This window comes from Alloactinosynnema sp. L-07, from assembly GCF_900070365.1.
Taxonomy (GTDB): domain Bacteria; phylum Actinomycetota; class Actinomycetes; order Mycobacteriales; family Pseudonocardiaceae; genus Actinokineospora.
The window spans coordinates 6,964,165-6,978,024 of sequence record NZ_LN850107.1; the positions used below are offsets into that span (position 1 = coordinate 6,964,165).

Below are 13,860 nucleotides of genomic sequence, written 5' to 3' on the forward strand. Positions count from 1 at the left end.
GGCTCGGTGCTTCCCCCAGTGATCGGCTGCACGGTGGCCGGGTGCGCGGACCTTCCCGCCGCCCGGCTCACCGCGGAATCGTTCCGACGCCACCATCCCGGCGCCGAGTTCGTCATCCTCCTCGTCGACGGTGACCGCGCCGAGGACGTGATCGTCCCCGCCGACCTGGGCGTCGGCGCCGACGAACTCGCTGCCCTCGCCACCGGCCACAGCGCCCGGGAGGCGGCGACCGCGCTGCGGCCCCGGCTGATGGAGTGGCTGCTCGGCCGCCACGAGAGCGTGGTGCTCTACCTCGACCCGTGGGTCAAGGTCTACGCCTCGCTCGACCTGGACCTCGGCGACGCCGCGCTGCTGCTGGTCCCCAAGGTGCTGCGCCCGCTGCCCGCCGACGGCCTGCGGCCGACCGCGGCCGAACTGCGCGCCGCCGGTGTCTACGACGACGGCTTCGTCGCCGCCGCGCACGGCGCCGAGCACTTCCTGCACTCCTGGGCCGAGGTGTCCACCCGCGACCCACAGGCCGCGGGCGCCTTCCTCGACGGCGCCCCCGCCCTGGTGGACCACCGGGTGCGCCGCGACTCCGGCCTGGGACTGTCGCGGTGGAACGCCGCGCAACGCCCGCTCGCCCGCGCCGCGGACGGCTCGGTCACCTCCGGCGGCGCGCCACTGCGCACGGTCGACTTCGCGGGCTTCGACCCGGCCCGCCCGTGGCTGCTCAGCGCCGACATCGCCGACGACCAGCGGATCCTGCTGTCCGAACACCCGCTGCTCAACCGCCTGTGTGCCGACTACGCAGGCGAACTCGCCGACCCGCCCGCCCCGACCGTCCGATTCGGACAGCTCACCGACGGCACCGTCTTCCCGCCGTCCCTGCGCGCGGCCTACCGCACCGCCAAGGACCGCCCGCCCGCCGCGGGCAGCGACCCGGCGGGCTTCCTGCGCTGGGCCTGCGCCCCAGAACGCTGGGCGACCGCGCTCTGGCAGGACGACCCTGAACTGCGCGAACGCTTCCCCGACCCCTTCGGCTCCGACGCCGCTGCCTACCGCGACTGGTGCGCGACCGACGCCGTCCTCGCGGCCCGGATCCACCCCCGCGCGGTGCCCGGCCACCACGACAGCGACGTCGCCCTGATCGACCAGATCGGCGTGTCGGTCCTCGGCGAGGGCCCGCTGGCCGACCGGGTCCGCCTCGCCGCGGGCGCGTCCGGCCTGCCCACCTCCGACCAGCCGGTGTATCCCGTAGTCCTGGTCTGCGACGGCGCGCCGCCGCCCAGACAGCGGCACGTGATCTTCGTCCGCGAGGAGTTCGGCCCGGTTCCCCCGGCCGACGAGCGGTGGCTGGTGTGGCCGGCGACCGCGCCCGGCCCCGACGGCGTCGCCACCCACACCGTCCCGCTGCCGGTCGTCGACCCTGGCCCCCGCGACGACGGCACCCGCGAGGACGCCCGCACCCGCCTCGGCCTCGACCCCGCGCCGGTGTTCCTGGCCATGGCCGACCGGGCCGATGACCTGATCGCCGCCTTCGCCGCCGCCTTCCCCGCGCGCGAGGACGTCCGACTGCTGCTGCTCGTCCCCGACGACACCGCGCGCACCGAGGCGGTCGAACGGCTGCGGTCCGCCGCGGCGGCGGACAAGCGGATTCGGCTGGTCGACACCGACTTCGACCGCGCCCTCGACGCCACCGACTGGGCGATCTCGCTGCACGAGCCGGGCTGCGCGGACACCGCCAGGGTCAACGCCTGGCTCATCGGGGCCGCCTTGCGCGGCGTCCCGCTGATCACCGTTCTGTCCGGGATCGGCGCCGACCTGCTCGGCACCGACGGCTGCGTGGCGCTGCCCACCGACGAGTTCGCCGCCGACACCATGGTGGCGGGCGCGATCCGCGACCTGGCCGACGACCGGGCGACCGCCGACAAGGTCGGCTCGGCGGCCAGGACGTCCGTGCTGGAGAGCCTGGCGCCCGCCACCACCGGCGCCGCGGTGCGCAGACGGGTCGAGCTGGCCTACCGCGGCTGGCGGGCGGGCCGAGCGCTGGCCGGGGCGACCGAGGACGATCCGCTGCGGGCGCTGCGGGCCGCCAGACACGCGCTGCTGCGCAGGCCGGACGCCGACGTCGGCCACCGCATCCCCATGGCCCCGCAACTGCGCCGCGCGGTGCTGCGCGTGCTCAACCACTACGACTCGCACCTGACGTCGGTGCTCAACTCGCTCATCGACGGCATCGAACGCACGGCCGCCGACCTGGTCGAACGGCAGGAGAAGCTGGCCACGGCAGGCGCGGGCCACGACCTGGACCTGCTGCGCGCCGACCTCGACCTGGTCGTGGAACGCGGCTCGCACCTGGCCAAACAGGTCTCGTCGACCGGCGAGGAAGTGCTCCGGCTACGCGGGGAGGTCGTCTCGGGGAGCCGCGCGGTGAAGGAACTGGCCGCCCGACCCGTCGTGGTGCCGGAGCCGGTGGAGTCCGACCAGCTGCGCACGGTCACCGAGGCGCTCGCGGCGAGCCAGGCCCGCATCGATGCCCTCGAAGCCAAGCTGACCAGCCGCCTGTCCGAACGCGACAGCAAGGTCGCGCTCAGCACCTGGTCGGCCGACCAGGCCCTGCGCGCGACCGACGCGCTGCGCCGAGTCGTGGTGCGTCAACACGAACGAGTGATTCCGGGCGATCTCGCCGATGTGCCGAGCGCCTTGGTCCTGTGCGACGCGGGCCTGCTGCGGCTGCCCGCGCAGGACGCGGTGATGTCGGCCGTGCTGTCGAGCAACGGGGTGTGGGAGCCCGACGTGGCCGAGCTTGTCGACTCGCTCATCGAGCCGGACAGCGTCTTCCTCGACGTCGGCGCGTACGTCGGCTACCACGCGATCCGGGTGCTCGGCAGGCTCGGTACCAGTGGCACGGTCGCCGTTGTGGAACCCGGTGCCGAAGCCGCGAAACTGTTGCGCCACAACGTATCCGAGAACGTCAGCGCGGCCGTGGCCGAGCGGCTCGTCGTGCTGGAGGCCGCCGCGTGGGACAGTCCGATCGCGATGGTCGGCACCCCCGCGGGTGGGGGTGGGCTGTCGGTCACCGCCCATGATCCACAGAAAGTGATCACCACCACATCGGGTGAAGTGGCGGTTCCCGGCGTCCGGCTGGACAAGGAGCTGGACGCGCTCGCGGACACCCGCGAGCAGCGTCTGTCGGTGGTGAAAGTGGACGTTCCGGGCCGCGGTCACCGCGCTTTGGGCGGGCTCGTACGGCGTCTGCGCAAGGATCGGCCGCACGTCATCTTCGCCATCGATGGGCCGCTGACCAGGGACTATGGCGACGATCCCGGTGTCGTCCTGCGGGAGTTCCGCACGTGGGGCTACGACCTGGTGCGCCTGGGCGAGGAGAAGGCCGTCTCGGTCGACGACGTGGTCGACGAAGTGCTCACCGGAGGGGTGCGCACACTGTGGCTGCGACCCTCCACAAGCCGCTGACCAGCCGATTTGACTTTGGGATTCGCACCCCAGTAACTTTCTCCATGTCGCACAGAGCGCCGGACGGAACAGGACGCAAGAGCCTGGCGGGGACGGAGCAGGGAGACAAAACCTCTGGTAAGGTTTCAGGGGTCGGACCTCCACCGGGTCGAGCGGGTTGACACCGCGAATCGAACCGGGTAAAGTTCTGCGGCGTTGCCTGAACCGGAATCCCAGCAAGGATCATCTGATCCCGCACGGATCCGATCAAGCACAACAAACTTGTAAGGCAATACCAGCCTCTGACGCTGTCGCCTCAATCAGGCGGTTAACTCGGATGTGCGTGTGTTGTTTGAGAACTCAACAGTGTGCCGATTTAAGCCAGTAGAGCTTAAATGATTGAACCCCTTTGTGGGTTCCTTTGAGATGAATTGATGCCAGTTTTGGTGTCTTTTTGTCAGGCAGAGAACACTCTGAAACATTATTGGAGAGTTTGATCCTGGCTCAGGACGAACGCTGGCGGCGTGCTTAACACATGCAAGTCGAGCGCTGAAGCCCTTCGGGGTGGATGAGCGGCGAACGGGTGAGTAACACGTGGGTAATCTGCCCTGCACTCTGGGATAAGCCCGGGAAACTGGGTCTAATACCGGATATGACCACTTCACGCATGTGTTGTGGTGGAAAGTTCCGGCGGTGCAGGATGAACCCGCGGCCTATCAGCTTGTTGGTGGGGTAGTGGCCTACCAAGGCGACGACGGGTAGCCGGCCTGAGAGGGCGACCGGCCACACTGGGACTGAGACACGGCCCAGACTCCTACGGGAGGCAGCAGTGGGGAATATTGCACAATGGGCGAAAGCCTGATGCAGCGACGCCGCGTGAGGGATGACGGCCTTCGGGTTGTAAACCTCTTTCAGCAGGGACGAAGCGCAAGTGACGGTACCTGCAGAAGAAGCACCGGCTAACTACGTGCCAGCAGCCGCGGTAATACGTAGGGTGCGAGCGTTGTCCGGAATTATTGGGCGTAAAGAGCTCGTAGGCGGTTTGTTGCGTCGGTCGTGAAAACCTGGGGCTTAACCCTGGGCCTGCGATCGATACGGGCAGACTTGAGTTCGGTAGGGGAGACTGGAATTCCTGGTGTAGCGGTGAAATGCGCAGATATCAGGAGGAACACCGGTGGCGAAGGCGGGTCTCTGGGCCGATACTGACGCTGAGGAGCGAAAGCGTGGGGAGCGAACAGGATTAGATACCCTGGTAGTCCACGCCGTAAACGGTGGGTGCTAGGTGTGGGGAACATTCCACGTTCTCCGTGCCGTAGCTAACGCATTAAGCACCCCGCCTGGGGAGTACGGCCGCAAGGCTAAAACTCAAAGGAATTGACGGGGGCCCGCACAAGCGGCGGAGCATGTGGATTAATTCGATGCAACGCGAAGAACCTTACCTAGGCTTGACATGGACTGGAAACCTGCAGAGATGTAGGCCCCCTTGTGGCTGGTTCACAGGTGGTGCATGGCTGTCGTCAGCTCGTGTCGTGAGATGTTGGGTTAAGTCCCGCAACGAGCGCAACCCTCGTTCTATGTTGCCAGCGCGTGATGGCGGGGACTCATAGGAGACTGCCGGGGTCAACTCGGAGGAAGGTGGGGATGACGTCAAGTCATCATGCCCCTTATGTCTAGGGCTTCACACATGCTACAATGGCCGGTACAGAGGGCTGCGAGACCGTGAGGTGGAGCGAATCCCTTAAAGCCGGTCTCAGTTCGGATCGGGGTCTGCAACTCGACCCCGTGAAGTCGGAGTCGCTAGTAATCGCAGATCAGCAACGCTGCGGTGAATACGTTCCCGGGCCTTGTACACACCGCCCGTCACGTCACGAAAGTCGGTAACACCCGAAGCCCATGGCCCAACCCGTAAGGGAGGGAGTGGTCGAAGGTGGGACTGGCGATTGGGACGAAGTCGTAACAAGGTAGCCGTACCGGAAGGTGCGGCTGGATCACCTCCTTTCTAAGGAGCATCTGACCCGCAGCCCCTACTTGTAGGGACTGTGTGGGAGGGCCAGGCCGCCGGCGAATGCCCGGTGGGTGGTTGCTCATGTGCTGTGGAACTACTGGACGAGCTGAGACTCGCGGCGCCGGTCATGCGGCAAGTACTGCGACGGTCTTCGGACCCGAGCGTGGAACGTCAGTGATTGGGGTTGTGGAGTGGATGTGTGTCGGCACACTGTTGGGTCCTGAGACAACACCCGTTGGGGTGTTGCACTCTTCAGGGCCGGCCGCGAAGACAGACCGCCGAGTGGAACTCGGGCTGGTGTTTTCAGGGATGCGGTTGTGCCTCTGGTTGGTGTTTGAGAACTGCACAGTGGATGCGAGCATCTTTGTAGCAAGATATTAAGGGCATACGGTGGATGTCTAGGCATCAGGAGCCGATGAAGGACGTAGGAGGCTGCGATAAGCCTCGGGGAGCTGTCAACCGAGCTGAGATCCGAGGATGTCCGAATGGGGAAACCCGGCATCAGTCATGTGGTGTCACCCGCACCTGAATCTATAGGGTGTGTGGAGGGAACGCGGGGAAGTGAAACATCTCAGTACCCGCAGGAAGAGAAAACAACCGTGATTCCGTGAGTAGTGGCGAGCGAAAGCGGATGAGGCTAAACCGTGTACGTGTGATACCCGGCAGGGGTTGCGTATGCGGGGTCGTGGGACCTATCTGGTCAGTCTGCCGGCTGGTCGGGGAGTGAGAAAACACTGTGTTAGCGGAACATGTCTGGAAAGCGTGACCGTAGTGGGTGAGAGTCCCGTACGCGAAAACTCAGTGTCTCCCGATGGTGTTCCCAAGTAGCAGCGAGCTCGTGGAATTTGCTGTGAATCTGGCGGGACCACCCGCTAAGCCTAAATACTTCCTGGTGACCGATAGCGGACTAGTACCGTGAGGGAAAGATGAAAAGTACCCCGGGAGGGGAGTGAAAGAGTACCTGAAACCGTGTGCCTACAAGCCGTCAGAGCCTTTCGGGGTGATGGCGTGCCTTTTGAAGAATGAGCCTGCGAGTTAGTGCTGCGTGGCGAGGTTAACCCGTGTGGGGTAGCCGTAGCGAAAGCGAGTCTGAATAGGGCGCTTGAGTCGCGTGGTCTAGACCCGAAGCGGAGTGATCTACCCATGGCCAGGGTGAAGCGACGGTAAGACGTCGTGGAGGCCCGAACCCACCAGGGTTGAAAACCTGGGGGATGAGCTGTGGGTAGGGGTGAAAGGCCAATCAAACTCCGTGATAGCTGGTTCTCCCCGAAATGCATTTAGGTGCAGCGTCGCATGTTTCACGCCGGGGGTAGAGCACTGGATGGTCTAGGGGGCCTACAAGCTTACCGAAATCAACCAAACTCCGAATACCGGTGTGTGAGAGTGCGGCAGTGAGACTGCGGGCGATAAGGTTCGTAGTCGAGAGGGAAACAGCCCAGAACACCAGCTAAGGCCCCTAAGTGTGCGCTAAGTGGGAAAGGATGTGGGGTCGCCCAGACAACCAGGAGGTTGGCTTAGAAGCAGCCACCCTTGAAAGAGTGCGTAATAGCTCACTGGTCAAGTGGTCCTGCGCCGACAATGTAGCGGGGCTTAAGCGCACCGCCGAAGCTGTGTCATTCACACAATACATCCCCGCCCTTTTGGGTGGGCAGTGGTGTGGATGGGTAGGGGAGCGTCGTGCAGCCATCGAAGCGGCGGAGTGATCCAGTCGTGGAGGCTGCGCGAGTGAGAATGCAGGCATGAGTAGCGAAAGAAGAGTGAGAAACTCTTCCGCCGGATGACCAAGGGTTCCTGGGCCAGGCTAATCCGCCCAGGGTAAGTCGGGACCTAAGGCGAGGCCGACAGGCGTAGTCGATGGACAACGGGTTGATATTCCCGTACCCGTGTGGACGCGTCCCTGGTGAGCTCGGTGATACTAACCGCCCAAAGCATGAGTCCCTTCGGGGGCGGAGTGTGGAGCGCGGGACCTGATCCGGTAGTAGCCAAACGATGGGGTGACGCAGGAGGGTAGCTCCGCCACCAGTTGGTGTGTGGTGTAAGCGTGTAGGCCGGTTGACAGGCAAATCCGTCAACCACATAGGCTGAGACGTGATGCATAGCCGAATGAGGCGAAGTAGAGTGATCCCATGCTGCCGAGAAAAGCCTCTAGTGAGTTTCCACGCGGCCCGTACCCCAAACCGACACAGGTGGTCAGGTAGAGAATACCAAGGCGATCGGGTGAACTATGGTTAAGGAACTCGGCAAAATGCCCCCGTAACTTCGGGAGAAGGGGGGCCACAGGACTTGAAGCCCTTCGCGGGCTAGGGTCAGGTGGCCGCAGAGACCAGCGAGAAGCGACTGTTTACTAAAAACACAGGTCCGTGCGAAGTCGCAAGACGATGTATACGGACTGACGCCTGCCCGGTGCTGGAACGTTAAGAGGACCGGTTAGTCCGCAAGGGCGAAGCTGAGAATTTAAGCGCCAGTAAACGGCGGTGGTAACTATAACCATCCTAAGGTAGCGAAATTCCTTGTCGGGTAAGTTCCGACCTGCACGAATGGCGTAACGACTTCTCGACTGTCTCAACCATAGGCCCGGCGAAATTGCACTACGAGTAAAGATGCTCGTTACGCGCGGCAGGACGGAAAGACCCCGGGACCTTTACTATAGCTTGGTATTGGTGCTTGGTTCGGTTTGTGTAGGATAGGTGGGAGACTGTGAAGTCCGCACGCCAGTGTGGGTGGAGTCAATCTTGAAATACCACTCTGATCGTACTGAGTGTCTAACTTCGGACCGTGATCCGGTTCAGGGACAGTGCCTGGTGGGTAGTTTAACTGGGGCGGTTGCCTCCCAAAGGGTAACGGAGGCGCCCAAAGGTTCCCTCAGCCTGGTTGGCAATCAGGTGTCGAGTGCAAGTGCACAAGGGAGCTTGACTGTGAGACAGACATGTCGAGCAGGGACGAAAGTCGGGACTAGTGATCCGGCGCTGGCTGGTGGAAGCGGCGTCGCTCAACGGATAAAAGGTACCCCGGGGATAACAGGCTGATCTTGCCCAAGAGTCCATATCGACGGCATGGTTTGGCACCTCGATGTCGGCTCGTCGCATCCTGGGGCTGGAGTAGGTCCCAAGGGTTGGGCTGTTCGCCCATTAAAGCGGTACGCGAGCTGGGTTTAGAACGTCGTGAGACAGTTCGGTCCCTATCCGCCGCGCGCGCAGGAGACTTGAGGAAGGCTGTCCCTAGTACGAGAGGACCGGGACGGACGAACCTCTGGTGTGCCAGTTGTCCCGCCAGGGGCACGGCTGGTTGGCTACGTTCGGAAGGGATAACCGCTGAAGGCATCTAAGCGGGAAGCTCGTTCCAAGATGAGGTCTCCCACCCCCTTTGAGGGGTTAAGGCCCCCAGCAGACCACTGGGTTGATAGGCCGGAAATGGAAGCCCAGTAATGGGTGGAGTTGACCGGTACTAATAGGCCGAGGGCTTGCTACAAACATGCTACGCATCCACTGTGCGGTGTCTGAGACACCAACCACCCCCACACACCCCGATATTGTCGGGTTGAGCGTGGGGTTGCTGGTTACTGTTTCATAGTGTTACGGCGGTCATAGCGGCAGGGAAACGCCCGGTCCCATCCCGAACCCGGAAGCTAAGCCTGCCAGCGCCGATGGTACTGCACTCGTGAGGGTGTGGGAGAGTAGGACGCCGCCGGACTAAAACTGCGAATGCCCCCTCTGTCTTCTTCGGAAGACAGAGGGGGCATTTCGCATTTCCGGAGTAGGTCGCGGTCGAGATAATCGGTCGCACGGCTGGCCGGTCCGAGCCACCATGACGTATGACCGTCATCCGGTACGACGACCCAGCCGACTTCTGGCGGACCGCGGGGGACTGGCTCGAACAGGACCCGGTCCGCAACACCATCGCGATCACCGTTCTTCGCCAGCTCCTCGAACTCGGGCCCGCGGCCGGTGACGAACCGCCGCTGCTGCTTACCGTCCACGACAACGACGTTCTCGTCGGAGCGGCGATCCAGACCCCACCCAGGCCGCTCATCGTCGCGGCCTTGCCGAGGGAAACCCATCACCAGGTGATCGACGTCCTCGGCGAGATCGCCGGAGTGACTGGACCAAGGGACCTCGCTGATGCCTTCACCGAAGCGCTGCTTGGGAAGACCCGCCAGCTGATCGCGGCCACCGTGCCGACTCGCCTCTACGAACTCGGCGGGCTGACCCTTCCCCAGGTCAGCGGCTATTTCCGGTTGGGCACCACCGAGGACCTTCCCGTCGCCGCCCGCTGGTGGGACGAGTTCGCCGCCGAGCTCGACCACTTCGAGGTCGGCGGCAGCGGCGAGGAGAACGCCCGCCGGGCACTCGACTTCGACCGCGCCATCGGGCTCTGGTTCGACAACGACGAACCGGTCGCGATGGCGGTCGCGTCGCCCGCCATCGCTGGGATGTCGAGGATCGGGCCGGTCTACACCCCGCCCGCGGCTCGCGGCCGCGGCTACGCGAAAGCCGCCACCGCGCACGTCGCACAGCACGCCAGGGACAAGGGCGCCGAGCACGTGCTGTTGTTCGCCGACACCGACAACCCGGTGTCGAACGCGGTCTACCAAGGAATCGGGTTCCACGTGGTGACCGATGCCGTGGAATACACGTTCGTGGAACGGAATACTCTCGAACCGTGACGCGCATCCTCGTCCTGCAGCTCGCCGAGATGGATCCGCCCGCACGGCTGGCCGAATGGCTGACCGACGCGGGCGCCGACCTGCACATCGCCCACCCGTACCGCGACCCGATCGACGGCGTCGACGGGTACGCGGGCGTGGTGTGCCTCGGCGGCCCGATGGGCGCCAACGACGTGATCGAGCATCCGTGGCTGGTCGACGTCCGGCAGCTCCTGGCGACCTGTGTGACCAAGCAGGTCCCGCTGCTGGCCGTCTGCCTCGGCGCGCAGCTGCTCGCGGTCGCGCTCGGCGGGCAGGTCGAGGTCGGCGCCGCCGGGCCGGAAGTCGGCCCTGGCCTGATCGCCAAGCGGGATGTCGGCTGGACCGACCCACTGTTCGCCGGACTCCCGCTGATGCCCGACGTCGTCCAGTTCCACCACGACGCCGTGGTCCGGCTTCCGGTCGGCGCGGACCTGCTGGCCTCATCGACCCGCTACCCGAACCAGGCGTTCCGGGTCGGCCGCACCGGCTACGGCCTGCAGTTCCACATCGAGACCACCACCGACACCGTGTTCGCCTGGGCCGCGTCCGACACCGATGGTGCCGCGCACGCCCGGCCGGGGGAGCTGACCAGGGAGCGGCTCGACGAGCTGCACGCCGACGTCGAGGAGGTCTGGCGGCCGTTCACCGAGCGGTTCGTCCGGCTGGTGCGCGGCGAGCTGGCGCCGGTCGACCCCGCCCGCCCACAGCTCCCGATGATCTGATGGCCGATCCCGCCAGGTCGATCTCGTCCGCGGCCCGCTTCGGCCTGACCGAGAGCCGGGCGGAGGAAGACCTGCGCGCGGCCGGGCTGTGGACCGACGCCGGTCCGGTCACCGAGCACGAGGTGATCCTCACGGCGCTGTCGCGCAGCCCCGACCCGGATCTCGCGCTGCGCGGCCTGGACCGGATGCGCACGCACGACCCGCGCGGGTGGCCGGATCTGCGGTCGGCACTGGTCGAGGACCGGCGGCTGCGCGGTCGGCTGCTCGCGGTCCTCGGCTCGTCGACCGCGCTGTCGGACTTCCTGGCCGTGCGGCCGGGGGAGTGGTCGCGCTTGCGGGCCGCGGGCACCGCCGCCGACGGCTACACCGCCACGCTGCTGGCGGCTGTCGGGGCGCAGGAGTCAGGCCACCCGCAGGGGCCCATCGCGACGCTGACCGGTTCGGAGGCGGTGCGGGCGCTCAAGTTCGCTTATCGGGGTCTCATCCTCGACCTCGCCGCCGACGACCTGGGGCACCTGGTCGAGCCGGGGTTGGCCGAACCGTCGTTCGAGGACGTCGCGGGCCGGTTGAGTGACTTGGCTGAGGCCGCGCTGCGAGCCGCGCTCGCGGTCGGGTGGGCGCAGAACGGCGGGACGGACGCGCGGGCGTCGGCTCGGCTGGCGGTGATCGCGATGGGCAAGTGCGGCGGCCACGAGCTGAACTACGTCAGCGATGTCGACGTCGTCTTCGTCGGTGAGGACGACGTCGCGCTGGCGACCAAGGTGGCCAGCGCGATGACGCGGGTCGCGACCGAGGCGTGCTTCGAGGTCGACGCGGCGCTGCGGCCCGAGGGCAAGGCGGGCGCGCTGGTCCGGACCCTCGACGGCCACGAGTCGTACTACAAGCGCTGGGCGCGCACCTGGGAGTTCCAGGCGCTGCTCAAGGCCCGGCCCATCGCGGGCGACGCCGACCTGGGCCGCGCCTACCTCGACGTGGTCGGGCCGATGGTGTGGACCGCGGCCGACCGCGACAACTTCGTCGCCGACGTGCAGGCCATGCGACGGCGCGTCGAGGACCACGTCCCGTCGCAGCTGGCTGAGCGCGAACTCAAACTCGGCCGCGGCGGCCTGCGCGATGTCGAGTTCGCCGTGCAGCTGCTGCAGCTGGTGCACGGGCGCACCGACGAGAAACTTCGCCTCGGATCCACTGTGGACGCTTTGGCGGCGCTGGGCGCGGGCGGCTACGTCGGCCGGTCCGACGCGATGGAACTTGGTGACTCGTATAGGTTCCTGCGGACTTTGGAGCACCGGCTGCAGTTGCAGCGGCTGCGCCGGACCCATCTGTTCCCGGCCGACACCGATACCGTCGAGCTGCGCTGGCTGGCTCGTGCCGCGGGCATCGGACCCGACCGCGGCCGGTCCGCGGCGAAGGTGCTGGTCGCCGAGTTCCGCGGGCAGGCCAACAAGATCCGCCGCTTGCACGAGAAGCTGTTCTACCGCCCGCTGCTTGATGCGGTGTCCCGCGTGCCGACCGACGCGTTGCGGCTCAACGAGAAGCAGGCCCAGGCCCGCCTCGCCGCGCTCGGCTACACCTCGCCGGAAGGCGCCCTGCAACACATCAGGACCCTTACCGCGGGCGTGTCCCGACGCGCGGCGATCCAGACCGCGCTGCTGCCGGTACTGCTCGACCTGCTCGGCGCGACCGCCGACCCCGATGGCGGTTTGCTGGCCTACCGCAAGGTTTCCGAGGCGCTCGCGGCCACCCCGTGGTACCTCCGCGTCCTCCGCGACGAGGGCGCGGTCGCCGAGCGATTGGCCCACCTGTTGGGCACGTCCAAGCTGGTCCCCGACCTGATCGTGCGCGCCCCCGAGGTCCTGCGCCTGCTGTCGGACCCGAAGGCGCTCAGCGGTCGCGACCCGGCCGAGGTCGCCACGTCGCTGCGCAACGCCGTCAACCGACACAGCTACCTGGGCAACGCCGTCACCGCGGCCCGGTCCCTCCGTCGTCACGAAGTCCTCCGCGTCGCGTGCGCGGACTTGCTGGGCTTCATGGACGTGCTGTCGGTCTGCGAGGCCCTGTCCAGCGTGTGGAGCGCGGTCCTGCAAGCCACGTTGGCCGCCGTCGACCGCTCCGAGGCCGCCGCCGCGGGCGGCCACCTGGCCACCATCGCCGTCATCGGCATGGGCCGCCTCGGCGGCGCCGAACTCGGCTACGGGTCCGACGCCGATGTCATGTTCGTCTGCGAGCCCGCACCGGGCGTGCCCGATGGCGACGCGGTGAAGTACGCGAGCCGGGTCGCGCAGAGCGTGCGCAAACTCCTGGGCTCCCCAAGTCAGGACCCCCCGCTGCAGGTTGACGTCGACCTGCGTCCCGAGGGCAGGCAGGGGCCGATTGTGCGCACCCTGGAGTCCTACCGCGCGTATTACGCGCAGTGGAGCGAAATCTGGGAAGCCCAGGCTCTCCTGCGCGCTCGCCCGGTCGCGGGCGATGAGGACCTGGGCGCCCGCTTCATCGAGATGATCGACCCCATCCGCTATCCCGCGGGCGGATTGGACACCGCCCAGATCAGGGAAATCCGCCGCATCAAAGCCCGAGTCGACACCGAACGCCTACCCCGCGGTGCCGATCCCGCCACCCACACGAAACTGGGCCGCGGCGGCTTGGCCGACGTCGAGTGGACACTGCAGCTGTTGCAGCTGCGGTACGCGTACGAACATCCGGCTCTGCGCACGACGTCCACAATGGACGGACTGGCGGCGGCGACAGCGGCAGGTCTGATCGTCCCCGGCGACGCCGCCGCGCTGCGCGAGGCCTGGCTGCTGGCCACTCGGGTCCGCAACGCCGCGACTCTGGTGCGCGGCAAGCAGACCGACCAGGTGCCGACCATGGGCCGGGAACTGGCCGCCGTAGCGGGTGCTCTGGGAACCCCTATTGACGACGACCCTGGCGAGTTCCTCGACGGGTACCGCCGGACCACCCGGCGGGCCCGTGCTGTGGTGGAGCATGTCTTCTATGACTGACCCAGTCCGGGGGGT

At 66.3% G+C, this 13,860-nt stretch carries 4 protein-coding genes and 3 rRNA genes; all 7 read left to right on the forward strand.

From position 1 onward, the window contains the following. Window positions 1-6: 6 nt before the first annotated feature. The 7 genes from BN1701_RS31960 (at window position 7) to BN1701_RS31990 (ending at window position 13,845) form a co-directional block, all read left to right on the forward strand. Window positions 7-3,456 carry an FkbM family methyltransferase gene (locus BN1701_RS31960; RefSeq protein WP_157368332.1) on the forward strand — a complete coding sequence of 1,150 codons (3,450 nt, stop codon included), beginning with the start codon at window positions 7-9 and terminating at the stop codon, window positions 3,454-3,456. A gap of 460 nt (window positions 3,457-3,916) precedes the next feature. Continuing rightward, a 16S ribosomal RNA gene (locus BN1701_RS31965) occupies window positions 3,917-5,434 on the forward strand. 373 nt (window positions 5,435-5,807) lie between these two features. After that, window positions 5,808-8,908 (forward strand): 23S ribosomal RNA (locus BN1701_RS31970). Between the two features lie 105 nt (window positions 8,909-9,013). After that, window positions 9,014-9,130 (forward strand): 5S ribosomal RNA (gene rrf, locus BN1701_RS31975). The 16S, 23S and 5S rRNA genes sit together here, the layout of an rRNA operon. 121 nt (window positions 9,131-9,251) lie before the next feature. After that, window positions 9,252-10,103, forward strand: coding sequence for a GNAT family N-acetyltransferase (locus BN1701_RS31980; RefSeq protein WP_054055016.1), 852 nt, complete (start codon window positions 9,252-9,254; stop codon window positions 10,101-10,103). After that, entirely contained in the window at window positions 10,100-10,846 is a 747-nt protein-coding gene (locus tag BN1701_RS31985) for a type 1 glutamine amidotransferase (protein WP_054055018.1), read from the forward strand. The genes BN1701_RS31980 and BN1701_RS31985 overlap by 4 nt, the downstream gene beginning before the upstream one ends. Beyond that, the gene (locus BN1701_RS31990) at window positions 10,846-13,845 is read left to right on the forward strand and encodes a bifunctional [glutamine synthetase] adenylyltransferase/[glutamine synthetase]-adenylyl-L-tyrosine phosphorylase (protein ID WP_054055019.1); all 3,000 of its coding nucleotides are present in this window, start codon (window positions 10,846-10,848) and stop codon (window positions 13,843-13,845) included. The genes BN1701_RS31985 and BN1701_RS31990 overlap by 1 nt, the downstream gene beginning before the upstream one ends. Window positions 13,846-13,860 lie beyond the last annotated feature (15 nt).

Coding starts and splice junctions, on each gene's coding strand:
- BN1701_RS31990 (WP_054055019.1), top strand. CDS start 10,846: ATGGCCGATCCCGCCAGGTCGATCTCGTCCGCGGCCCGCTTCGGCCTG.
- BN1701_RS31980 (WP_054055016.1), top strand. CDS start 9,252: ATGACCGTCATCCGGTACGACGACCCAGCCGACTTCTGGCGGACCGCG.